Annotated in this window: 21 protein-coding genes and 1 riboswitch; of the genes, 15 read left to right on the top strand and 6 right to left on the bottom strand. The window is 74.2% G+C overall.

Going from position 1 to position 22,047, the window contains the following annotated elements:
• Nucleotides 1-36: 36 nt before the first annotated feature.
• Entirely contained in the window at nt 37-528 is a 492-nt protein-coding gene (locus tag ABZ738_RS23295) for a DUF3145 domain-containing protein (RefSeq protein WP_131051843.1), read from the bottom strand.
• A 312-nt stretch (nt 529-840) separates the two neighbouring features.
• Here ABZ738_RS23295 and ABZ738_RS23290 point away from each other — a divergent pair, with 312 nt between their 5' ends.
• Nucleotides 841-1,170, top strand: coding sequence for a hypothetical protein (locus ABZ738_RS23290; RefSeq protein WP_117229745.1), 330 nt, complete (start codon nt 841-843; stop codon nt 1,168-1,170).
• A gap of 210 nt (nt 1,171-1,380) precedes the next feature.
• On the opposite strand, the gene ABZ738_RS23285 is transcribed toward ABZ738_RS23290, so the two are convergent.
• The gene (locus ABZ738_RS23285; protein WP_357216432.1) at nt 1,381-2,019 is read right to left on the bottom strand and encodes a carbonic anhydrase; all 639 of its coding nucleotides are present in this window, start codon (nt 2,017-2,019) and stop codon (nt 1,381-1,383) included.
• 154 nt (nt 2,020-2,173) lie between these two features.
• Here ABZ738_RS23285 and ABZ738_RS23280 point away from each other — a divergent pair, with 154 nt between their 5' ends.
• From ABZ738_RS23280 to ABZ738_RS23260, 5 genes are all read left to right on the top strand, one after another.
• Nucleotides 2,174-3,118 (top strand): alpha/beta hydrolase, encoded by a 945-nt coding sequence (locus tag ABZ738_RS23280; RefSeq protein WP_357216280.1) that lies wholly within the window; start codon nt 2,174-2,176, stop codon nt 3,116-3,118.
• Between the two features lie 260 nt (nt 3,119-3,378).
• Nucleotides 3,379-5,493 (top strand): AAA family ATPase, encoded by a 2,115-nt coding sequence (locus ABZ738_RS23275; protein WP_131054398.1) that lies wholly within the window; start codon nt 3,379-3,381, stop codon nt 5,491-5,493.
• A gap of 163 nt (nt 5,494-5,656) precedes the next feature.
• A riboswitch (cyclic di-AMP (ydaO/yuaA leader) is annotated at nt 5,657-5,789 on the top strand.
• A 4-nt stretch (nt 5,790-5,793) separates the two neighbouring features.
• Complete coding sequence (locus ABZ738_RS23270) at nt 5,794-6,879, top strand: hypothetical protein (RefSeq protein ID WP_131054397.1); 1,086 nt, start codon at nt 5,794-5,796, stop codon at nt 6,877-6,879.
• A 235-nt stretch (nt 6,880-7,114) separates the two neighbouring features.
• Entirely contained in the window at nt 7,115-8,080 is a 966-nt protein-coding gene (locus tag ABZ738_RS23265) for a PfkB family carbohydrate kinase (RefSeq protein WP_131054400.1), read from the top strand.
• Nucleotides 8,077-8,901, top strand: a complete 825-nt coding sequence (locus tag ABZ738_RS23260; protein WP_131054396.1) for a 5'/3'-nucleotidase SurE — start codon at nt 8,077-8,079, stop codon at nt 8,899-8,901. The genes ABZ738_RS23265 and ABZ738_RS23260 overlap by 4 nt, the downstream gene beginning before the upstream one ends.
• A gap of 3 nt (nt 8,902-8,904) precedes the next feature.
• Here the strand turns inward: ABZ738_RS23260 and ABZ738_RS23255 are convergent, their stop codons facing one another.
• Nucleotides 8,905-9,270, bottom strand: a complete 366-nt coding sequence (locus ABZ738_RS23255) for an STAS domain-containing protein (RefSeq protein ID WP_357216275.1) — start codon at nt 9,268-9,270, stop codon at nt 8,905-8,907.
• A gap of 335 nt (nt 9,271-9,605) precedes the next feature.
• On the opposite strand from ABZ738_RS23255, the gene ABZ738_RS23250 reads away from it, so the two are divergent.
• From ABZ738_RS23250 to ABZ738_RS23235, 4 genes are all read left to right on the top strand, one after another.
• Nucleotides 9,606-9,755, top strand: coding sequence for a hypothetical protein (locus tag ABZ738_RS23250; RefSeq protein ID WP_161595001.1), 150 nt, complete (start codon nt 9,606-9,608; stop codon nt 9,753-9,755).
• Between the two features lie 154 nt (nt 9,756-9,909).
• A complete protein-coding gene (locus ABZ738_RS23245; protein ID WP_176094994.1) occupies nt 9,910-10,302 on the top strand; it encodes a hypothetical protein in 393 nt (130 codons plus the stop codon).
• A gap of 204 nt (nt 10,303-10,506) precedes the next feature.
• On the top strand, nt 10,507-11,196 hold the full coding sequence (locus ABZ738_RS23240; protein WP_176094995.1) for a BON domain-containing protein: 690 nt from the start codon (nt 10,507-10,509) through the stop codon (nt 11,194-11,196).
• A gap of 80 nt (nt 11,197-11,276) precedes the next feature.
• A complete protein-coding gene (locus ABZ738_RS23235; RefSeq protein WP_357216428.1) occupies nt 11,277-11,822 on the top strand; it encodes a DsbA family protein in 546 nt (181 codons plus the stop codon).
• Between the two features lie 60 nt (nt 11,823-11,882).
• On the opposite strand, the gene ABZ738_RS23230 is transcribed toward ABZ738_RS23235, so the two are convergent.
• The gene (locus tag ABZ738_RS23230) at nt 11,883-14,708 is read right to left on the bottom strand and encodes a LuxR C-terminal-related transcriptional regulator (protein ID WP_357216270.1); all 2,826 of its coding nucleotides are present in this window, start codon (nt 14,706-14,708) and stop codon (nt 11,883-11,885) included.
• 255 nt (nt 14,709-14,963) lie between these two features.
• Between ABZ738_RS23230 and ABZ738_RS23225 the strand changes: the two genes are divergently transcribed.
• From ABZ738_RS23225 to serS, 5 genes are all read left to right on the top strand, one after another.
• Nucleotides 14,964-15,338: a hypothetical protein gene (locus ABZ738_RS23225; RefSeq protein ID WP_357216425.1), complete on the top strand. Its 375-nt coding sequence runs from the start codon at nt 14,964-14,966 to the stop codon at nt 15,336-15,338.
• Nucleotides 15,335-16,522, top strand: coding sequence for an alcohol dehydrogenase catalytic domain-containing protein (locus ABZ738_RS23220; protein WP_357216267.1), 1,188 nt, complete (start codon nt 15,335-15,337; stop codon nt 16,520-16,522). The genes ABZ738_RS23225 and ABZ738_RS23220 overlap by 4 nt, the downstream gene beginning before the upstream one ends.
• A 12-nt stretch (nt 16,523-16,534) precedes the next feature.
• On the top strand, nt 16,535-17,707 hold the full coding sequence (locus ABZ738_RS23215; RefSeq protein ID WP_357216264.1) for a saccharopine dehydrogenase NADP-binding domain-containing protein: 1,173 nt from the start codon (nt 16,535-16,537) through the stop codon (nt 17,705-17,707).
• A 153-nt stretch (nt 17,708-17,860) separates the two neighbouring features.
• Nucleotides 17,861-19,021 carry a MerR family transcriptional regulator gene (locus tag ABZ738_RS23210; RefSeq protein ID WP_131057103.1) on the top strand — a complete coding sequence of 387 codons (1,161 nt, stop codon included), beginning with the start codon at nt 17,861-17,863 and terminating at the stop codon, nt 19,019-19,021.
• Between the two features lie 203 nt (nt 19,022-19,224).
• The gene (gene serS, locus ABZ738_RS23205) at nt 19,225-20,505 is read left to right on the top strand and encodes a serine--tRNA ligase (protein ID WP_131057101.1); all 1,281 of its coding nucleotides are present in this window, start codon (nt 19,225-19,227) and stop codon (nt 20,503-20,505) included.
• On the opposite strand, the gene ABZ738_RS23200 is transcribed toward serS, so the two are convergent.
• Together ABZ738_RS23200 and ABZ738_RS23195 are read right to left on the bottom strand one after the other, a co-directional pair.
• Entirely contained in the window at nt 20,492-21,463 is a 972-nt protein-coding gene (locus tag ABZ738_RS23200; protein ID WP_357216260.1) for a cytochrome c biogenesis protein CcdA, read from the bottom strand. The genes serS and ABZ738_RS23200 overlap by 14 nt on opposite strands.
• Nucleotides 21,463-22,014, bottom strand: coding sequence for a redoxin domain-containing protein (locus tag ABZ738_RS23195; RefSeq protein WP_357216257.1), 552 nt, complete (start codon nt 22,012-22,014; stop codon nt 21,463-21,465). Before ABZ738_RS23195 ends, ABZ738_RS23200 begins: the two co-directional genes overlap by 1 nt.
• Nucleotides 22,015-22,047: the final 33 nt, after the last annotated feature.

Genomic DNA, 22,047 nt, shown 5'->3' with positions numbered 1-22,047 from the left:
ACGCCGCCGGAGGTGGCGGGCCTCGGGTCCGCCCGCTCAGCCGACGCGGGTGAGCAGGGTCACCGGCGCACCGTCCCCGGCGTAGCGGTACGGCTCCAACTCGGCGTCCCAGGCGGTGCCGAGCGCCTTGTCCAGCGCGTGCGCGAGCGCCTCCGGTCCCCGGGCGGCGGCCATCAGGCTGCGCAGCCGGTCCTCGCCGAGCTGGATGTCACCGGCGGCACCGACCGTGGCCCGGAACAGGCCGCGCCCCGGCACGTACATGAAACGTTCGCCGTCGGCGCCCGGACTGGGTTCTTCGGTCACCTCGAAACGGATCATGGGCCACTGCCGGAGGGCAGCAGCCAGCTCGGCGCCCGTTCCCGGGCGACCGGACCACCCGCACTCGGCCCGGCGGACGCCGGGATCGACGGGTTGAGCCGTCCATTGCAGATTGACCGGCGCGGCAAGGACGCGCGCGATCGCCCACTCGACGTGTGAACACACGGCGAGCGGGGTCGAATGGACGTATACGACGCCACGCGTTGGCACGGTGACCTCCCGGAGAGCGAGGTGCGTCTTCCCCTACGACCTCGACCCGGACCGGGTGCGTTGCTGGAACACATGATGACTCCTGTGACGGATGGTGCGCCAGCGAATCGGGAAATCCGCCGGTCGGAATACCCGGACAGGTGACTGTGGTTCCACCTCGTGACGCCGCGACGACCAGCCGGAATCGTGGCTCGTGTACAGTTCCATCGGCGGCCTGTGCCGCGTACAGCCTCTGCGGGTCACCCGTTCGGTGCTCCCGCACCAGCCCCCGGACGTTTCCCGTCCTCCGTACGTCTTGCAAGGAGTACCTCCGTGGCGAGCAACACCTCTAAGACCGCGCGCGCGTCAGTCCGGGCCGGCCAGGCTGGCCAGGGTGGCGCACTCAGCGTGCTGGGCGAGTTCAAGTACCTCATCCCGCTCAACGGCGGCAAGCACGCCTACGTGCGGAACCTGACCAACGGCAAGACCGCGCACCTGCGCACCGACTCCGAGGCCTTCGTCGAGGAGATCCGGGTGCTGGCCGCCGCCGGGCACGCCACCAAGATCCGGGCGGAGATCAACGGCCTCAACGCCGCCCACCCGGGCGACGGCTGGGACGCCACCGAGAAGCGCCTGGTCGAGGCCGGCGTCTTCGAGGGCTGAGCCCCGCACCACACCTCGCACCACCACGAACGCCCGCCGGGTCCACCCGGCGGGCGTTCGCGCGTCTCCACCCCACCGCGCCCCCCGCCCCGCGCGGAACAGGGACCGGCAGTGGAACCACAGGGCACGGGACGGGGCCGCAGGCGGGGCGGGGCAGGGGGCAGACGGGGCGGCAGCGGGTGAGACGGGGCGGTCCAGGAGTGTGGGCAGTCAAGGAGTGGCGGGCAGGAGGGAGACCTCGCCGGTGGTGAGGGTGTAGAGCGCCCCGGTCACCGCGATCCGGCCGGAGGCCACGGCCGGGGCCAGGAGCGGGTCGGCGCGCAGGGTCGTCACGGTGCGCCGGACGTGGCGGCGTACGGCCAGGGGCTGCACCTGCGGATCGTCCAGCCCCACCTCGGTCACGGCGGGCGCGATCCGGTCGATCAGGTGGGCCAGCGCCCCGGGCGGGCGGCGGCCGGTCCGCAGCGTGTCGACCGTCGCGGCCACCGCGCCGCAGCGTTCGTGGCCGAGCACCATCACCAGGGGTACGCCCAGCACGTCCACGACGTATTCGATCGAGCCGAGGACCGCGCGGTCGAGTACGTGGCCGCCGGTGCGGATGACGCAGATCGAGCCGAAGGTCTGGTCGAAGATCGCCTCCAGTGGTACCCGTGAGTCGATGCATCCGAGCAGGACGGCGTACGGCTGCTGGTCCCCGGAGGCGCTCGCGGCGGCGGCGGTGACGTCGTGTCCGTGCACCGGCTGGCCGCTGACGAAGCGCCGGTTGCCGGCGAGCAGGTCGGCCAGGGCGGCCCGGGGGGTCCCTCCGGCCGCCCGGTCGTCCGGTCGGGGGTCGGCCGTCCGTGGCATCGCCATGATCTCAGGGTGACCGCATCGTCCCGTCGACGTACCCGGTTCCGGGATCTTCTCAGCACCCCGATTCGCGTGGTCTCATGACGGGTAGCCGGTGTTACCACCGGGTATTCCCGGTGTTACGCATCCGCGTGTGCCTGGGGAGGTGGCGATGCCAGATCCGGTCGAGGTACGACTGGGCGACGACGTACGCCTGCACGTGGACATCGACGGACCGGCGGATGCCGAGGTCACGGCGGTGTTGCTGCACGGCTGGACGCTGGACGGGCGTAGCTGGCACCGGCAGGTGGCGGCGCTGCGCTCGGCGCACCGGTCGGTGCGGGTGGTCAGCTACGACGCGCGCGGCCACGGTCGGTCGAGTTGCATGACGCTGCCCACGGCGACGCTGGCGCAGCTCGGCGACGACCTCGCCGCCGTGCTGGACACGGTGGCGCCGACCGGGCGGGTGGTGCTGGCGGGGCACTCCATGGGCGGCATGACGATCATGGAGTACGCGCACCGGCACCCGGGGCACTTCGCCCGCCGGGTGGCCGGCCTGGTCTTCGTCTCGACCACCGCCGAGGGGCATACGCACACCGTCTACGGGTTGTCGCCCCGGATCGCCCGGATCATCCGGCTGGCCGAGACCACCGGCGCCGGGGTGCTCGCCCGCTGCGGGGCCTGGCGTCCGCCCCGGGCCCTGCTGCGCGCGCTGCAGCCCAGCATCCGCTGGATGCTCTTCGGGGACCGCTGCGACCCGACTGACATCCGCCTGGTCACCTCGGCGGTGGCGCGCGCCTCGCTGCGCTCGATCGGCGGCTTCCGGGCCTCCTTCGGCGCCCAGCACCGGCTGGAGACGCTGGCCGCGCTGGCGGACCTGCCGGCAGCAGCGCTGGTCGGCGACCGGGACCGGCTCACCCCGCCGCCGTGCGCGGAGTCGATCGCCGCCGCGCTGCCGGCCACCGAGCTGACCGTCTGCCCCGGCGCCGGGCACATGTTGATGATGGAGCGTCCCGAGGAGGTGACCGGCGCCCTCTCCGGCGTCCTGGGTCAGGTGCTCGCCGACGCCGGACGCACCGGTGGCCGCTCCGCCGCCGGCCGTACCCGCCGCCGCTAGTGCGGTGTCCAGGAACGTTGGCGGTGTCGCGGCGAGGTCCAGGCGGCGGTCCGGCAAGGCGGAGTCGGGCCTGGATACCGGTGTTGTATCCAGGCCCGACTCCAACGCCGCCGGTCGTCGTCTGGACCCGGCGCGGCCCGGTGAACGTTTCTGGACACCGCACTGGAGATCGCACCCGGACACGGTGCCTCCGCGCCCCCGCGAGGTGGGGCGTAATCTCGTGCGGTTGGCCGGGCCGGCGTGACGAGGAGAACGAAGCGGTGGACCAGAGCACCCTGGACCGGGAGATCGCCGTCGAGCAGCGGCATCTCGACCGGGTGTACGCACGACTGGCCGAGCTGCGACGCGCGGCGGTCCGCGCCGAGCGGGACGGTTACCGGCTGGCCCGGGTCGGCAACTTCGGCGCGCTGGTCGAGCGGGACGCGATGGTGTTCCACGCCGCGCAGCGCCGCCACGTGCTCGACGCCGAGTACGAGGGGCTCGTCTTCGGCCGTCTCGACCTGCGCGACGGGCAGGTGTTCCACGTCGGGCGGCTCGGTATCCGCGACGAGGACGCCGCCACGCTGGTGGTCGACTGGCGTGCCCCGGCCGCCGCCCCCTTCTACCAGGCCACCCCGGCCGAGCCGCTCGGCGTGGTACGCCGCCGGACGATCCAGTCCAGCCGGGAGCGGGTCACCCGGATCGAGGACGACCTGCTCGACCCGGACGCCGCACCGGCGGAGATGGCGGTGGTGGGCGACGGCGCGCTGCTGGCCAACCTGTCCCGGGCCACCGGCCGGGGGATGCGCGACATCGTGGCGACCATCCAGCGCGAGCAGGACGAGGCGATCCGCTCCCCCGGTTCCGGGGTCACGCTGGTCTCCGGCGGGCCGGGCACCGGCAAGACGGCGGTGGCGCTGCACCGTGCCGCGTACCTGCTCTACTCCGACCGCAGCCGGTATGCCGGCGGCGGCATCCTGGTGGTCGGCCCCTCCTCGGTCTTCGTCGAGTACATCGCCTCGGTCCTGCCGTCCCTCGGCGAGGAGACCGCCACGCTGCACTCGCTGGGCACGCTCTTTCCCGGGCTGGTCGCCACCCGCACCGACCCGGTCGACGTGGCGGCGGTCAAGGGGTCGCTGCGGATGCGCCGGTTGCTGGAACGGGCGGCCCGGGACGGCGTACCCGACTCCCCGCCCGAGCTGCGGCTGCTCTACCGGGGGCAGTTGCTGCGGCTGGAGCGGCCCGAGCTGGACGCCATCCGGGAACGGGCGTTGGCCCGGGGCGCGCGGCGCAACGAGGTACGCCGGGCCGGCTTCGACGGCGTCCTGGCGGCGCTCTGGGCACAGGCCCGCCGGTTGGGTGTCGCCCGGTTGCCCGAGCAGCGGGCCTTCGAGGACGAGTTGATCGACCGGACGGACTTCCGGGACTTCCTCAAGGCGTGGTGGCCCCGGCTGCATCCCCGGCACGTGCTCGGCTGGCTGGCCGATCCGGAACGGCTGCGCCGGTACGCCGCCGGGCTGCTGTCCCGCGCCGAGATCCGGCTGCTGGAGCAGGCGTACCGGAAGCTGGCAGCCGAGGGTCCGACGGTGGCCGACGCGGCGCTGCTCGACGAGCTGGACGCGTTGCTCGGCAAGCCGGTGCGTCCGGCCCGCCAGAAGCGCGACCCGTTCCAGCTCGCCGGTGGGGTTCGCGAGCTGAGCACGTACGCCGACCGGCAGCGGGCTGCCCGCCAGGCGGCGCGGGAGCGGCCGGAGGACTACCGCGACTACGCGCACGTGGTGGTGGACGAGTCGCAGGACGTGTCACCGATGCAGTGGCGCATGATCGGCCGGCGCGGTCGGCTGGCCTCGTGGACGGTGGTGGGCGACCCGGCGCAGACCGCGTGGACGGGTGATCCGCAGGAGCTGTCCCGGGCCCGGGACCAGGCGTTGGGTCGTCGTCGGCGGCACCGGTTCACGCTCACCACGAACTACCGCAACTCGGCGGAGATCTTCGCGGTGGCAGCGGCCGAGATCCGCCGGGCGTACCCGGACCTGTCCCTGCCCACCGCCGTGCGGACCACCGGGGTCGACCCGGTGGATCTGGTGGTGCCGGCGGCCGAGTTGGCGGCCGGCGTGACGTCCGCCGCGAGCGCGCTGCTCGGCGAGGTCGAGGGCACCGTCGGGGTGATCACGCCGGTGCCGCGTCGGGACGAGGTCGCGGCCTGGCTGGGTGGGCTCGGCGGCGAGCGTCTCCAGGTGGTGACCAGCCTGGAGGCCAAGGGCATGGAGTACGACGGCGTGGTGCTGGTCGCCCCCGGCGAGATCCGTGCCGATCCCGGCTCCGGTGTCCGTACGCTCTACGTCGCCCTGTCCCGGGCCACCCAGCGGCTGACCACGATCGAACCGACAGGCTGAGCCGGAGGCCACCGACCTCGCTTGGCGAAAAAGCAACAAACATACCTTATGTCTGGTTTACTCGTGACCAGGGGAACACCAGGAGTCACACCGGCTGCACGGGTCCCACCAGCACCGGTAGGCTCGGACCCGGCCTCCGCCAGGCGGCACTCGACGGTGCCGGCGGTGACCGCCGCCTAATCGCCCGCCAGGGCGAACCGGGGAACCATGTTCCAGGGGTGCATCCGCGTCCAGCGGTAGGGATCTTCCGTCCCGAACCCGTCAGCTAACCCGGTCGGCGGCTGACGGAAGGACATGTGCATGCCAGCAGTGGCAACCGTGAGACCGGCCGCCCGTATGGCGGCCCTGATAGCCGCGGGGCTCGCCCTTGCCCTGGGCGCCGCGCTGGCGCCGTTCAGCGCCGCCTCCGCGGCTCCCGGTGACGTCGGCGACGAGGGCGGCACCCCGGCTCTGCGCGCCCAGTTGGAGGCGGCCAGCAAGGGTTACCTCGACGCCAAGACCGCCCTCGACCGCTCGGTCGACCGGCAGAAGAAGCTGGCCGAGCAGCTCACCACGACCGAGGGCCAGCTCACCGAACGCAGCACCAAGGTCGCCGAGATCGCCGCGCAGGCGTACCGCAGCGGCCGACTCGGTGCCGCGTCGGCGCTGCTCAACAGCGGATCCCCGGCCGGCTTCATGGACCGCGCGGCGGCACTGGACGCGGTGGCGGCCAACGAGGAGCGCGCCCTGCGCGACCTGCGGGCCAGCCGGGACGAGGTCGGCAAGACCAAGCAGGCCCTCGACGTCGAGGTGCAGGAGCAGCGCAAGCAGGTGGCCGTGATGGCCAAGCGCAAGGAGCAGGCCGAGCGTTCGCTGACGGTGGCCGAGGAACGGGAGGAGCGGGCAGCCGAGCGGGCCGCGGCGGAGGAGCGGGCCAGTCGGGCCCCGGCACGCAGCGGCGGTTCCAGCAGCCCCACGGCCAAGCCGGCGCCCCGCAACTCCAACGGCTCCTGGCCGGCCGAGTCGTGCAGCGTCAACGACCCCACGCCGGCCAACGGCTGCATCACCCCGCGCACCCTGCACGCGCTCAACCAGGCCAAGGCGGCCGGCTTCACCCGGTACGTCTCCTGCTACCGCGCTGGCGGCTCGGGTGAGCACCCGAAGGGGCGGGCCTGCGACTTCGCGGCGCAGAAGAACGGCTTCGGCGGGGCCGCCACCGGCGGCGACCGGACGTACGGCAACAACCTGGCGGCGTTCTACGTCAACAACGCCGACCGTCTCGCCGTGCTCTACGTGATCTGGTACAAGCAGATCTGGCTGCCCAGCAGCGGCTGGCGGACGTACAGCGGCGCGCGTGGTGACCCCTCCAGCGACCACACCAACCACGTGCACCTCTCGGTGTACTGACCCGCACGACACGCCGGGTGGCCGCCCTCACGGGTGGGTCCACCCGGCGTCGTCGTTCCCGCACCCCGACGCGCCCGCCTCGAATCCACCCGCCCGTCGCCGCGCGCTCTCGCGCCACCTTGGTTACCGTCGACATCGAAGCGGACATTTCGTGGCGACCGGGAGGAACGGTTATGAGCGGACCGCAGCGGACCCAGTGCGACGGTGTGTCGTGAGCGCGGCGACCGGCCATGTGATGGTCTTCGCGCCGACCCCCCTGCTCACGGTCACCATCGACCAGCCCAACGAGACGCCGGAACTGCACCTGCACCCCGGCGGTCAGGGCGTCTGGCAGGCCCGGATGGTGCTGTCCCACGGTGTCGACGTGGTGCTCTGCACCGCGCTCGGCGGCGAGATCGGGCAGGTGCTGGAGCCGTTGCTCGTCAGCGAGGGCGTCGACCTCAAGGTGGTGGCGCGGGACTCCGGCGGCAGCGGCGGGTACGTGCACGACCGCCGGGACGGCACCCGGCAGGAACTCGTCGACGTGACCGGGCAGCCGCTGAGCCGGCACGAGCTGGACGAGCTCTACAACCTGGCGCTCGGCGAGGGACTGCGCGCGGCGGTGAGCATCCTGAGCGGCCCGAACGACCCGTCGCTGGTCCCCGCCGACCTGTACCGCCGCTTCGCCGCCGACCTCGGCGCCAACGGCAGCCGGGTCGTGGTGGACCTCTGCGGTGACCACCTCACGGCGGTGCTGGAGAGCGGGGTCTTCTTCGTCAAGGTCAGCCACGAGGAACTGATCGCCGACGGCCTCGCGACCGACGACGACGAGGAGCAGCTCACCCGGGCGATGCACGACCTGCACGCCAACGGTGCCGAGAACGTGGTGGTCAGCCGCGCCGACAAGCCCGCGCTGGCCCTCGTCGACGGCGAGGTCTTCGAGGTGCGGATGCCGCGCCTGGAGGCGGCCGACCCGCGCGGTGCGGGCGACTCGATGACCGCCAGCGTGGCCGCCGTGGTGGCGCGCGGCGGCGACGTACGCACCGCGATCCGGACCGGCGCGGCGGCCGGCGCGCTCAACGTCACCCGGCACGGGCTGGGCACCGGGCGGCTCGACTCGATCACCGGGCTGGTGGACCGGGTACGCCTGGAGCCCGCCGGAGTCCGCCGGCAGGAACGCACCACCCCCGACGAGTTGGCCCACCGGGTGGGTGGCGCATGACGCTGCGGGTGCTGATCACCAACGACGACGGGATCGCCGCGCCGGGTATCCAGGCGCTGGCCCGGGCCGCCGTCGACCGGGGGTTGGACGTGGTGGTCGCCGCGCCGCTGGAGGAGGCGAGCGGCACCAGCGCCGCGATGAGCGCGCTGGAGCAGGACGGGCAGGTGGTGGTCCGTGAGCATCCGCTGCCGGAGCTGGCCGGGGTGCCGGCCTTCGGGGTCGGCGGGTCCCCCGGTTTCATCGCGTTGATCGCCGTGCACGGCGCGTTCGGGCCGCCGCCGTCGGTGCTGCTCTCCGGGATCAACCGGGGGGCGAACGCCGGTCGGGCGGTGTTGCACTCCGGCACCGTGGGTGCGGCGTTCACCGCCGCCGCCAACGGCTGCCGGGCGTTGGCGGTGTCGCTGGACGTGCTCTCCGTCGGTGAGGCGACCGCCGTCAGCGGAGGCGCCGCGGTGGCCGCCGCAGCCCGGGTACGCGACGCCGAACGGAACTGGGCCACCGCCGCCCACGTGGCCCTGGACCTGCTCCCCCGGCTGACCGCCGGGCCGGTGGAGAGCGTGCTCAACGTCAACTCGCCGGACGTGCCGCTGGAGCGGCTGCGGGGCGTACGCCGGGCGGGGCTGGCGACCTTCGGCCAGGTGCAGATGACCGTTGCCGAGTCCGGCCACGGTTTCGTGCGTACCGCGCTGGAGGAGCCCGGTCAGTCGGTGCAGCCCGGGACCGACCTGGCGTGGCTCGCCGACGGGTACGCAACGGTGACGGCGGTCCGCGCCGTCACCGAGGTGTCCGACGTGAACCTGTCCGGCCTCGACGGCGACTGACGGTCAGCCGCCGGGAAGGACCTCGGGGGTGGCGGCGGCGCCGGCGTAGTACGGCTCCGGCGCGCCGAAGAGACCGAGCAGCCCGGTCACCCAGAGCTGTCGGTGCACGAACCGGCTGGGTTCGGTGACGACCAGCTTCACGCCGCTGACCTCAGCCGTCTGGAAACCGGCGACCATCGCGCTGATGCCCACCGAGTCGATGAAGGTGACCAGCCGCATGTTGAGCTCGATCCGGGCCGGCCGCCCCTTGGCCAGCACTTCGGCGATGGCCTCTTTCACCTCGTACGCGGTGTCGACGTCGATCTCGCCCCGAGGGGCGATCTCGATGACACCACCGGGCCGAACCGTCTGCAGGATCGACAGGCTCACGCGAGCACCTCCACTCGCCCGTACGACGGGCGCCTCATCAGTACGCGGGCCGCGACCGAGAGTATTCCTCCGACGGCCTCGGTCGCCACCCCTCGGGATGAGCAATTCGCGGACATCGGCATGTCAAATCACCCATATCCGAACTTATACGTCCTATCACTCGGTGCGAACCGGGGCTCGCACCGACGAACCAGGGTAGCGGGCCGAGGCTCGCCCGTCCGATATCCGGCACCCCGGCGTGCCCCCGCATCCGGCGGCCTGACCTGCGACCGTCCGGTGCCGGTGGCGGAGTGTGCCTAGCATCACCGGTGACGACCACGACGAAGGGACGACGGATGCTTCGTAGGCTCGCCGGTCTGGCCGGCGTCAGCGCCCTGCTCGCCCTCCTGCTCGCCTGCGGGTTCGGCGGCGGAGGCGATGACGACGATGACGATGACGACGACTTCGCCCGCGCGGCGGTCGTCGCGGTGGTGTCCCCGAGTTGATCCGCGCCGTCCGGGCGCGCCGACCGTGGGCGGCACCGACGACGCGCACGCGGGTTTGCGGCGGCGTCCGGCGGGGCACAGCGTCGGTGGCGAACCGCCGACGTCCGAGGTCTGACCTGGCCACCGGCTTCGGCACTGTCGAGGAGGGAACCACATGTTCGGAAGCAACCTGCTGGACCGTCGCAGCAAGCCGGAGCAGATCACGGACCAGGCGTGGCAACACCTCGTCTCGGCCGGCGACAGCATCCGGGACGCCGCCCGTTCGGCCCGGCACACCTCGGCCGGCTTCGCCGACGACGCCGGTGACCTGGTCGGATCGGCCGCCGAGGAGGCGCGGCACCGGGCCAGCGTGGCCTTCGACGCGCTCGCCGGACGTCGTCCCGCGTTGCCCTGGACCCTGCTGATCGGCGCGGCCCTGGTCGGTGCCGCGATCGGCTGGGCCGCCGGCAGTGCCGCGCGGGCCGCCGGCAGCCGGGACCGGGCCACCGACGACATCGAGTTCGTCGACGTCGAGCGCCCCGACTCCCCCGCCGGTCCGCTGACCTGACGGAGATGTAAGGAAGGGTCCCCTGCTAACGCCTCGTGCGTAGCAGGGGACCCTTCCTTACATCTGTGCGCGGCGTCTCGCCAGAACAGCTGTGCGCGGCGTCTCGCCCGACGCGGGTGAGGCCGGATCACCCGCGCCTCGACCAGGCTCGGTCCCGGCGGACCGGCACCGGTCCGCAGCCGCCACCGCGAGAGGAGCGAGGAGATGGTCGGCATCTCGACGATCCAGCGCACCGACGAGCGCATCCGGAGCGCGGTGCTCGACGAACTCGACTGGGAGCCCCGGGTCCGGCCGCACGAGATCGGGGTGACCGTCGCGGAGGGCGTGGTGACGCTGACCGGACGGGTGGACGGGTACGCCAAGAAGTGGGCGGCGGAACAGGCCGCCCACCGGGTCGCCCAGGTCCGGGCCGTCGCCAACGACCTCGCCGTGCACACGGCCACCGGTGCGGAGCGCACCGACCCGGAGATCGCCGCCGCCGTGACGCACGCCCTCCAGTGGCACGCGTTCGTGCCGGTCGAGCAGATCGACGTGACGGTCTCGCAGGGCTGGGTCACCCTGCACGGCGAGGTCGAGTGGGAGTACCAGCGGCGGGCTGCCCAGCAGGCGGTCGCCGAGCTCGGCGGCGTACGCGGGGTGAGCGACGGTCTCGTCGTGCGGCCCTCGGTACGCCCCGACGGTGCCGAACTGGCCGAGCGGATCGTCGACGCGCTGGCCCGCAACCGGGCCACCGAGGCCGAACAGGTCACGGTACGCGTACACGGCGACACAGTGCTGCTGGGCGGACTGGTGCACTCGATGCCCGAGCGCGCCGAGGTCGAACGGGTCGTCTGGTCCGCTCCCGGCATCCGCGAGGTGCAGAACCACATCGCGGTGGCCCCGGTGCTGGGCTGAGCCGTCCTGCGGCAACCACCCCGGCCGGGTGACCCCGCCTCACCCGGCCGGACAGCAGACTGGCGGGTATGACCGATCGGCTGACCACGCCATTGCAGGTCACTGCGCGGCTCCGCACACCCGTCACGGAGCACGACCACATCCGGGGCCCGGTGGACGCGCCGGTGACGATCGTCGAGTACGGCGACTTCCAGTGCCCGTTCTGCGGCACCGCCCACCGCGACCTCCAGGAGGTCCTGCGGCAGCGGCCCGACAGCGTCCGACTCGTCTACCGGCACTTCCCCATCGCCAACATCCACCCGTACGCGGAACGGGCCGCCGAGGCGGCGGAGGCCGCCGGTCGGCGCGGACGGTTCTGGGAGATGCACGACTGGCTCTACGAGCACCAGGACCAGCTCGACCCGGTGCACCTGACGCTCGGCATCGAGCAGCTCGACCTGCCGGTCGACGAGGTGGACGCGGAGATCGGGCGGCACGCCGGTGGTGACCGGATCCGGCAGGACTTCGTCGGCGCGATCCGCAGCGGCGTGGACGCCAGCCCCACCCTGTTCGTCAACGGTGACCGCCACGACGGCGACGTCGACCTGGGCACCCTCCTGACCGTGGTCGACGACGCCACCGGCTGAGGCCGGGCGGTGTCGACGGTGGCGGGTGAGCGTCCGACCCGCCACCGTCGGCTGTCCGGATCAGATGAGGCGCAGTTGGCGGGCCCGGCGTACGGCGTCCCGACGGCGGGTGGCGTCCAGCTTGCGATAGATGTTGCGCACATGCGTCTTGACGGTGTTCACCGAGACGGACAGCTCGGCCGCGATCTCCACGTTGGAGAGGATGCTCTGCAGGTACCGCAGGATGGTCAGCTCCCGCTCGGTCAACGGCTCGTCCAGTGTCGCCGACGACGCGCCGACCGGACTCCGCTCGTCCGGCACCTCGACGGCACGGACCAGGTCACTGACCGTCGGCCAGTGTGCCGTGCCGGAGTCCAGGTGAGCGACGAGCAGGTCACGCAGGCCCGGCTCGGCCCGGGTGAACGGTCGCCGGTACCCGTCCGGGCCCGCCAGGTCGAGCGCCTGCTCCACCGTCCGGCCGGCCCGCCGCCCGTCCCCGCTCCGGGCCGCGAGCACCGCGTCGAGCAGCGCGGCGTCCAGGCGTACCGGCAGGGGCCAGTCGGCCGACGACGGCGCGGACCACTCCGGCAGCAGGCGGGCGGCGGCGCGGAGGTCGCCGGCCCGCAGCTCGACCCGGGCGGCGGCCACCGCCAGCGCGGCGGCCGGCGGATCCACGTGGTCACCGGCCAGGTCCCGGGCCGTCGGCAGGTCACCCCGCGTGCCGTGCAGGTCCGCCTCGGCCGCCCGGAGCCGGACAGCCAGCTCACCGCCCCGGCCGGACCAGCGACTCCGGGCCTCCACCAGCAGCCGGTGGGCCACCGCGAGATCCCCCTCGTCGCCGCGCAGGTGGGCCCGACACCAGGCCGCCACCGTGCCGGCTGCCGCCTCCTCGCCCGCCGGTGCCGCCAGGGCCAGGTTCGCCTCGGCCTCCGCAGGCTGGTCCCGATGCAGCGCCACCAGTGCCAACGCCAGATGGGCGTAGCCGCAGTCGAGCTGCGCCGACCAGCCCCGGCAGGGCGGCAGGGCCAGCGCCGCGCGGGCCGCCTCCTCGGCCGCACGCAGCTCGCCGCGCAGCGCCGCGAGCAGCGCCCACCGGCTGGCGCAGACCAGTTCGGTGCGGGGTCGACCGGCCGTCCGGGCCGCCGCCAGCGCCGACGCGAACCCGCTCGCCGCAGCGGCCAGCTCACCGGCGTCGAGGGCGAGCAGAGCCGAGGCCGTACCGGCCACCGCCCGCACGTCGGCGTCGTCCCCGGTGCCGGCCCGTGGGTCGTCGGCGCGGACCGTCGCGCCCCCGTCCGGAGCGACGAGGGCGTGCCGCCCCGCCGTGGCCTCCACGACGGCGGGCTCCGCGACAGCGGACGTTGCGACGGGCGATGCGACAGCGGGCGATGCGGCGGCGGGGCGGGTGGCGAGCAGGCGGGCGGCGGTGGCGCGTACCGCCTCGACGTCGCCGGCCAGCCGGGCCAGGGTGAGTTCGACGGCGGCGACCAGCCGGGCGAACCGGCTGCGGCGCGGCTCCGGCAGGGCCTCGGCGTGCCCGGCGGCCAGGCGCAGGTGCTGGTGGGCCGCGTCGGAGTCGCCGTCGAGGGCCCGCTGGGCGGCGCAGGCCAGCGCCAGTTCCGGGTCCCGTGACACCGCCTCCGCCGGGGGCGGCGCGGGCACCGGCCCGGTCGGGCCACCCCGGTCGTACGCCAACTCCGGCCAGCCGGTCACGAAGAGGTCGGTCGCGGTCGTCCAGTCGCCGCCCAGGAGCGCGTGCCGCAGCGCGTCCGCCGGTCGGCTGTTGCCGGCATACCAGCTCGCCGCGCGCAGGTGCAGGTCACGCTGTTCCTCGGCGGGCAACCGGGCCAGTTCGCGGCGCAGCAGGTCGGCCAGGAGCGGATGGCACCTGTACCAGACCGGACGGCCACCGTCGGGGTGCAGCAGGCCGACGTCCTCGGCGAGCGCGCCGAGCCGCCCCTCCGCGTCGGTGTCGCCGGTCAGCGCCACCGCCAGCCCGGCGCAGACGGTGTCGGTGACCGCCGCGCGGCGCAGCAGGTCCCGATCCGCCGGTTCCAGCCCGGCGAGCACCTCCTCGCGCAGGTAGCCGGCGACCGCCGGCTGGTCCGCGCCGAGCTGGGTGATCCACCGGTCCGGGTCCGGTTGCCCGTGCAGCGCGAGCGCCGTGATCCGCAGGGCCGCCGCCCAGCCCTCGGTACGCCCGCGCAGCCGCTCGACGGCGGCGGCCGGCACCGCCACGCCGTGCGCGGTCAGCAGGTCGGCCACCTCGTCGGCGGTGAAGGCCAGGTCACCCGGACCGATCTCGGTCAGTTCACCGGCCAGTCGCAGCCGGTGCACCGCCAGCGGCAGGCCCGCGCGCCCGGCCGCCACCACCCGCAGCCGCTGCTCGGTGTGGCGTAGCAGGAACTCCAGTCCGGCCAGGGCGGCCGGATCGGTGACGCGGTGCAGGTCGTCCAGGACCAGCACCACGGGTCGCTCCCGGGCGGCCAGGGCGGCGGCGAGCACCTCCAGCTCGTCCGGGCGCGGGGCGCGGTCGGGCACCGGCGTCGCGGCCGGGTCCCCTCCCGGGTCCGCGACCGATCGCAGCGCCGCCGCCAGGTACGACCAGAGGCGGTCGATGTCGTCGCCCGCCTCCACCGAGATCCAGGCCGGTGCCGGGGCGTCCGGGTCGGCCTCGGTCACGGCCTGCCGCCACGACGCGAGGAGCGTGGTCTTGCCCCAACCGGCGGGCGCACGGACCAGCGTGACCGGGGACGCCACCCCCTCGTCCAGCAGTCGGGCCAGCCGGGGACGCAGCACCACCGGTCTCGGCAGCACGGCAGGCGTCAGCCGCGACGCCAGCAGGGGCGGGCCGGCCGGTACGCCGACCGCCCCGGCGGTCCGTACGGTGCTGCGGTCATCCGGCATCCGGCCCACCCCCACGGACGCGTATCCCTCCCCCGGTCCTGCGGCGGGCGGTTACCCCACCGGCAGCGGTTCACCCCTTCGGGGCGAGTCGGGTTCACCTGACCCCGGGCGACCGTGGGGAGGTTCCGTCCGCCGGTCGGGCCGCCGATCCGGACGATCGGGGCGGACACGGATCCGGAGGTGCGAGTGGGACGGGTCAGGACGGTCGTCGCGGTGGCCGGCGTCCTCGGTGCGGCGGCGGCCCGTACCGCCCGGGTGGTGGTCGCGCGCCGGTGGGCCGGACGCGGCCGGGAGCCCGCCGGTGCCCGCGCCGGGCGCTGGCAGGTGGTGACGGTCGACCGTCCGGCGGAGGAGGTCCTGCCGGCACGCGGCTGGCCCGAGCCGCTGCGTCGGCTCGACGGCGCCGTCGACGTCACGCTGCGCGCCGCGCCCGGCGACCGGGGCGTCGAACTGGCCGCCCGAGCACTGCCCGACACCACCTGGCCCGGGTTCGCCGCGCACCTGGTCGGCGACGACCCGCAGCTCCTGGTGCGCCAGGCGTTGTGGCAGGTCAAGCAGCTCGTCGAGGCCGGTGAGGTGTTGCGCGCCGACCGCCGGCCCACCGACCGTACGGCGCGCCCGCCGGGATGAGGGCGCTCTGCGTGACCTCCGGCGGGGAACTGGCCGTGCGCCAGGTCCCCGACCCGGAGCTGCGCAACGACCAGGACATGATCGTCCGGGTACGCCGCAGCGCCACCTGCGGCGCGGACCTGCCGCTGCTCGCCGGGCGGACACCCGGCCCGTCCCCCGGCGACGTACTCGGCCACGAGTTCCTCGGTGACGTGCTGGAGGTCGGTCCGGCGGTCCGCCGGCACCGGGTCGGTGACCGGGTGGTGGTCTGCGCCTCGGTGGCCTGCGGCGCCTGCTGGTACTGCCGGCATGGGCTGCCGGCGTGCTGCGACAACGGCAGCACCGAGCCGGCCGCCGGTGAGGCGGAGTGGGGGCACCCGGTGGCGGGCTGCTTCGGCCAGCCCCGGGCCGCCGGTGGCTTCGCCGGCAGCCACGCCGAGTACGTACGCGTGCCCTACGCCGACGTCGGGGCGTTCACCGTGCCGGAGTCCGTCGGCGACGACCGGGCCCTGTTCGCCTCGGACGCCGCACCGGCCGGCTGGATGGCCGCCGACCTGGGCGCGGTCCGCCCCGGCGACGTGGTGGCCGTCTGGGGCGCCGGGGCCGTGGGGCAGTTGACCGCCCGGGCGGCCGGGTTGCTCGGCGCCGACCGGGTGGTGGTCGTCGACCGGCATCCGGGGCGGCTGCGGATGGCCCGTCAGCACACCGGCGCCCACACCCTCGACCTGCGGCACACCGACGTGCTGGCGGAACTGCGCGAACTCAGCGGCGGGCGGGGGCCGGACGTCTGCGTGGAGGCGGTCGGCGGCCCGGCCGAGGAACCCCGGTCGCTGGCGGACCGTTTCACCGGACGCAGCCGCACACCCGAGGCGCTGCGCGAGGCGGTGCACGCCTGCCGCAAGGGCGGCACCGTCTTCGTGCTCAACGGCGGCGCCCGCGTCGTCGACGCGTTCCCGACCGGCGCGGTGGTGCACAAGGGGCTCACCGTGCGCGGGGCGCGCCAGCACGGCCAGCGGTACATCCCGATGCTGCTGGACCGGATGGCCCGCGACGAGCTGCGGACCGAGCACCTGGCCACGCACCACTTCCCGCTGGAGCGGGCGGCCCAGGGGTACGCGCTCCTCCGCGACCGTCCCGACGACTGCGTACGGGCCGTGTTCACCCCGCACGAGCAGCCGTCGATCGACGTCCGGCCTGGTGGATGACATCATCGCGGGATGGCTGCGGAACGGACGTACGACGTCGTGCTGTTCGGGGCGACCGGGTTCACCGGTGAGCTGACCGCGCAGTACCTGGCCCGGCACGCGCCGGCCGGACTGCGCTGGGCGATCGCCGGGCGCAACCCCGACAAACTGGCCGCCGTCCGGGACCGGCTGGTCGCGATCACGCCGGCCCTGGCGGACCTGCCACTGCTCACCGCCGACGCCACCGACCCGGCGTCGCTACGGGAGGTGGCCGCGCAGGCCCGGGTGGTGGCAAGCACCGTCGGCCCGTACGTGCACCACGGGGAACCGCTGGTGGCGGCGTGCGCGGCGGCCGGCACCGACTACCTCGACATCACCGGCGAACCCGAGTTCGTCGACCAGATGTACCTCCGGCACCACGCCGAGGCGACCCGCACCGGCGCCCGGCTGGTGCACGCCTGCGGCTTCGACTCGATCCCGCACGACCTGGGCGTCTGGTTCACCGTCAAGCAACTCCCCGCCGACGTGCCGATCACCGTCGACGGTTACGTACGGGCCGGCGGCCGGTTCTCCGCCGGCACGTACCACTCGGCGCTGACCGCCTTCTCCCGGCGGGCCGAGACGTCCCGGGTCGCCCGCGAGCGGCGGGGTGTCGAACCGCGACCCACCGACCGCCGGGTCCGCGCCGTGCCGGGCAAGCTGGCCAGGTCGCGGGACCTGCCGGTCTGGGCGGTGCCGCTGCCGACCATCGACCCGCAGGTGGTCCGCCGCTCGGCGGCGGCCCGACCCGAGTACGGGCCGGACTTCCGCTACCGGCACTTCGCGGCCGTCAAACGCCTGCCCACCGTGCTGGTGGCGGGCGTCGGCCTGGGCGCGCTGGCCGGGCTGACCCGGCTGCCCCCGGCCCGGCGCTGGCTGCTCGGACGGCTCTCCTCCGGCCAGGGCCCGAGCGCCGAGCAGCGGGCCGAATCGTGGTTCCGGGTCCGTTTCGTGGGCACCGGCGGCGGCCGTCGGGTGGTCACCGAGGTGGCCGGCGGCGACCCCGGCTACGACGAGACCGCCAAGATGCTCGCCGAATCCGCCCTCTGCCTCGCCCTGGACGACCTGCCGGCCACGTCCGGCCAGGTCACGCCGGTGACCGCGATGGGCGACGCGCTGCTGACCCGACTCACCGCCGCCGGCCTCACCTTCCGCGTCCTCGGGTGAGGTGAAAGGAAGGGCACCTTATTAACGCCTCGTGCATAGGAAGGGCCCCTTCCTAACATCCGAACGACCGTCGGGGGTCGGGCTTGGGGGGTCGGGAGCCGGGTTGACCCTCGACCTGGTCGAGGCGGCAGGATCTGCGGGGTGGATCGTGACCTGCGCAGCATCGGCGAGGTGGCCCGGGACAGCGGGCTGACGGTGAGTGCCCTGCGGTTCTACGACGCCGCCGGGGTCCTGGTGCCGGCGCGGGTGGACCCGGTGACCGGATATCGCCGCTACACCGACGAGCAGGTGGCCTCGGCCCGGCTCGTCGCCGGACTGCGCCGGGTGGGCCTGCCGGTCGCCGAGATCGCCCAGGCGGTACGCGCCGAACCAGCCGTCGTGCACCGGCTGCTCGACACCCAACTGCGCCGACTGGCCGACGGACTGGCCGACGCGCGCCGCGAGGTGTCCCGGATCCGGGCACTGGTGCCGCTCGACGAGTCGACGGCCGCCACCCGGCTCACCGTGGACCGTGCGGGACTCACCGCCGCCGTGGCCGCCGTCCGCTTCGCCGTCGGGACCGATCCGGACCTGCCTGCGCTCACCGGTGTCCTGTTCGACGTGACCGACACAGGCGTACGACTGGTGGCGACCGACCGGCACCGGCTGGCGGTGGCGACCGTCCACGCGGCGGTGGACGGCCCGGCGGTGCGTACGCTGCTGCCGCTGCCGGCGGTGGACGGGCTGCGCCGACTGGTGACCGACCCGGACATCGACGCGCACGAGGTACGGCTGACGGTGACCGCGTCCCGGCTGCACGCCGACGTGGCCGGGCGGGAGTTGCACGCCACGGCGCTGCCGGACGACTTCCCCGACTACCACGTGCTGCTGCCACGGGCGGGCGCGCACGGGCCGACACACCGCATCACGGTGGACGGTGAGTGGCTGGCCGGCGCGCTGCGGGCGGGCGGGCCCACGCTGACCCGCGAGTACGCCGGGGCTGCGCTGCCGGTGACCGTACTCGGGTGGGGGTCGGGCGACGGACTCCGCCTGCTCGGCCCCGACGACCTGCACCACGCCGCCGACCTGCCCGGCTCGCCCGACCTCGCCGACAGCGGCCCGGACGGCAGGGGCCCGGCCGACAGCGGCCCGGACGCTGACCGCGAGTACGCCGAACTGCGGGTCGGCGTGAACGGCGAGTACCTGCTCGACGCGCTGGACGCGGCCGGTGGCCGGCGGTTGGTGCTCGAACTGGACAGCCCGGTCACCCCGCTGGCGATCCGCCGCCCGGACGACGAGGGCGCCTTCTCCATCCTGATGCCGATCCGCCTCTGACCGAGCGCGCCCACCGGCTCCGCGCGAGCCCGCCCACCGGCGGCTGCCTCTGGCAGTGGGCCCGCGCGGACCGGACCACCGGCTCCGCGCGAGCGCGTTGCCGAGCAGGATCGGTGTGCCGGGTGCGGGAGTCGGGGCGATCCGGGCGCGGCGGTAGCATCTGGTAGTCCACCCGACTTCCGGACGGAGGCGTACGGAGCAGCATGCTCGACATGGAGTTGATCCGGAAGGATCGCGACGCGGTGGCGACCGCGCTGGCGAAGCGGCTCGAAGCCGCCGAGGTCGACCGGGCGCTGGACGACATCCAGCAGCTCGACCGGGAGCGTCGCCGGCTGATCAGTGAGATCGACGGGGAACGCCAGCGCCGCAAGGCCGAGGCCCGGGCGTACGCGCAGGCGAAGCGGGCCGGTGTCGAGCCGGAGGCGACCTCCGAGGTCGGCCGGAAGCAGATCGCCGAGTTGGAGAGCGAACTCGACGAGGTGCAGGCACGGCTGCGTACCGTGATGAGCGAACTGCCCAACCTGCCTGCCGAGGACGTGGTCCCCGGCGGCAAGGAGGCCAACCGGGTGGTGAAGACCTTCGGCGCACCCCCGGCGATCGAGAAGATCCGCGACCACGTCGAGTTGAGCCGGGCGTTGGGCCTGGTCGACCACGAGCGCGGGGTCAAGCTGGGCGGGTCGGGCTTCTGGATGTACACCGGTCTGGGCGCCCGCCTGGAGTGGGCGCTGGTCAACTGGCTGATCGAGAGCAACATCGAGGCCGGGTACGAGTTCCTGCTCCCGCCGCACCTGCTGCTGGACACTGCGGGCTTCGCCGCCGGCCAGTTCCCGAAGTTCTACGACGACGTCTACCACCTGGACAAGCAGTCCGCGCCGCGCGGGCAGTTCCTGCTGCCGACGGCGGAGACGGCGATCCTCGGCGCATACCAGGACGAGATCCTGGAGACCGCGAAGCTGCCGCTGCGGGTGTTCGCGTACACCCCCTGCTACCGCCGTGAGGCGGCGGGCTCGCACTCGGACGAGCGCGGCACCGTCCGGGGCCACCAGTTCAACAAGGTGGAGATCTTCCAGTTCACCCTGCCCGAGCAGGCCGACGCCGCGCTGGAGCAGATGGTCGCCCACGCGGAGAGCCTGGTCGAGGGGCTGGGCCTGCACTACCAGCGCAGCCTGCTGGCGGCCGGCGACTCCAGCGCCTCGATGCGCAAGACGCTGGACATCGAGGTGTGGATGCCCAGCACCGGCAAGTACAAGGAGGTCTCGTCGGTCTCCTGGGGCGGTGACTACCAGGCCCGACGGGCGGCGATCCGCTACCGCGAGCCGGGCGGCAAGCAGACCCGGTTCGTCCACACGCTGAACGGCTCGGCGCTGGCGACCAGCAGGCTGCTGCCGGCCATCCTGGAGCAGTTCCAGCAGGCCGACGGTTCGGTGCTGGTGCCCGAGGTGCTCCGCGACCGGATCGGCACCGACCGACTCACCCCGCGCTGACCGGTTCGTCGGGGGTCGCCGCGTGCGGCCCCCGTCCGGTGTCAGCCGCGTGCGGCCCCCGTCCGGTGTCAGCCGCGTGCGGCCCCCGTCCGGTGTTAGCAGGGGACCCCTGCTCTACCGCAGGCGTTAACAAGGTGCCCTTCCTTCGGAGCGAGCCGGCGAGGACCAGCACGCCGACGACGGCGACGAGCACCGCCGGACCTGCGCTGTCCAGCGTCGCCGCCAGCCACCGCTGGACACCGGCGGCGGCGCTCACCACCGGATCGGCGAGCGCCTCGCGCCGACCGGCGGCCAGCCGCGCCTCGTACCAGCCGTACCAGGCGACGTAGCCGCCCGCGAGCAGCAGCACCAGACCACTCACGCGAGGGGCCCAGGCGCCGGCGCCCCGCAGCCGGGCCACCACCTCGCCGCGCAGCAGCGCCACGCCGAGCGCGGCCACCGCGACCACCAACCCCATCCCCAGGGCGTACGCCCCGAACAGTGCCAGCCCGCGCCCGGTCGACCCGGCCTGGAGGCTGGTCACCACGATCGCCAGGAACGGTGCGATGGCGCAGCCCAGCGAGGCGGTCGCGTACGCCATGCCGAACAGCACCATCGACGGCCACCTGCGGGTCAGTCGGGGCGCCCGGGTCAGCGGACGCAGGCTGGGCAGCCGTCGTCCGGCGAGCAGCCAGCAGCCGAGCAGCAGGAGCAGCAGTCCCAGCCCGACGGTGAACCACGGCAGCCGGGGACGCAGCCAACCCGCGAACGGGGCCAGGGCCAGGCCGAAGGCGCCGAACACCAGCACGTACCCGCAGGTGAGCGCCGCGGCGGCGGTGAGTGCCCGGCCCACCGCACCCCGGGTGTCGGTGGCCCCGGCGACCAGCAGCGACAGGTACGCCGGCAGCATCGCGAAGCCGCACGGGTTGACCGCGCCGAGCATGCCCGCGGTCAGCGCGAGCAGGAGCGGCGCCTCCATCAGGCGGCCAGCGCGGTGACCCGGCGGGTGAGGTCCTCCCCGTCGAGCCACCCCTTGTGCGCGACCTTGCCCTCACGATCGATGATCACGAAGGTGCTCTGCTCGACGATTCCGAACCGCTTCCAGAGCGTGCCCTGCCGGTCCTCGATCTGCGGCATCGGGCCGAGTTCGAACTCGGTGACGAAGTCGGTCATCGCCTTGCGTTCGCCGAGCCCGGCGACGCCGATGATCGGCACGGTGTCCCGGAAGCCGGGTTCGATCTCGGCGATGGTCCACGCCTGGCTGGCGCAGGTGGCACACCAGGGCGCCCAGAACCAGAGCACCACCGGGCGACCGGCCAGGGCGGCGGCGTCGAACTGCGTACCGGCCAGGGTCTGCCCGGTGAACCGCAGGGTGTCGGGCACCGGCACCGGGGTGGTGGGACCGGGCGTCGGTCCGGCGGGCTCCGCAGACGCCGAGGCGGGTGCGGGTGCGGACTCCGGTACGGCCGCCGCCTCCTCGACCGAGCCCGCGGCACCGCAGCCGCCGGCCGCCAGCGCCGCGGCGAGCACAACGGCGACCGCACAAATGGCACGTCGCGTCTG

Origin of the sequence: Micromonospora sp. NPDC047793 (assembly GCF_040642635.1) — a bacterium.
In the GTDB taxonomy this organism is placed as follows: domain Bacteria; phylum Actinomycetota; class Actinomycetes; order Mycobacteriales; family Micromonosporaceae; genus Micromonospora.
The sequence above is the reverse complement of the archived record's forward strand: the minus strand, read 5'-3'. Positions and strand labels throughout refer to the sequence as shown.

Coding starts and splice junctions, on each gene's coding strand:
- ABZ738_RS23200 (WP_357216260.1), bottom strand. CDS start 21,463: ATGGAGGCGCCGCTCCTGCTCGCGCTGACCGCGGGCATGCTCGGCGCG.
- ABZ738_RS23245 (WP_176094994.1), top strand. CDS start 9,910: ATGTTCGGAAGCAACCTGCTGGACCGTCGCAGCAAGCCGGAGCAGATC.
- ABZ738_RS23215 (WP_357216264.1), top strand. CDS start 16,535: ATGGCTGCGGAACGGACGTACGACGTCGTGCTGTTCGGGGCGACCGGG.
- ABZ738_RS23270 (WP_131054397.1), top strand. CDS start 5,794: ATGCCAGCAGTGGCAACCGTGAGACCGGCCGCCCGTATGGCGGCCCTG.
- ABZ738_RS23260 (WP_131054396.1), top strand. CDS start 8,077: ATGACGCTGCGGGTGCTGATCACCAACGACGACGGGATCGCCGCGCCG.
- ABZ738_RS23240 (WP_176094995.1), top strand. CDS start 10,507: ATGGTCGGCATCTCGACGATCCAGCGCACCGACGAGCGCATCCGGAGC.
- ABZ738_RS23265 (WP_131054400.1), top strand. CDS start 7,115: ATGGTCTTCGCGCCGACCCCCCTGCTCACGGTCACCATCGACCAGCCC.
- ABZ738_RS23250 (WP_161595001.1), top strand. CDS start 9,606: ATGCTTCGTAGGCTCGCCGGTCTGGCCGGCGTCAGCGCCCTGCTCGCC.
- ABZ738_RS23230 (WP_357216270.1), bottom strand. CDS start 14,708: ATGCCGGATGACCGCAGCACCGTACGGACCGCCGGGGCGGTCGGCGTA.
- ABZ738_RS23280 (WP_357216280.1), top strand. CDS start 2,174: ATGCCAGATCCGGTCGAGGTACGACTGGGCGACGACGTACGCCTGCAC.
- ABZ738_RS23285 (WP_357216432.1), bottom strand. CDS start 2,019: ATGCCACGGACGGCCGACCCCCGACCGGACGACCGGGCGGCCGGAGGG.
- ABZ738_RS23220 (WP_357216267.1), top strand. CDS start 15,335: ATGAGGGCGCTCTGCGTGACCTCCGGCGGGGAACTGGCCGTGCGCCAG.
- serS (WP_131057101.1), top strand. CDS start 19,225: ATGCTCGACATGGAGTTGATCCGGAAGGATCGCGACGCGGTGGCGACC.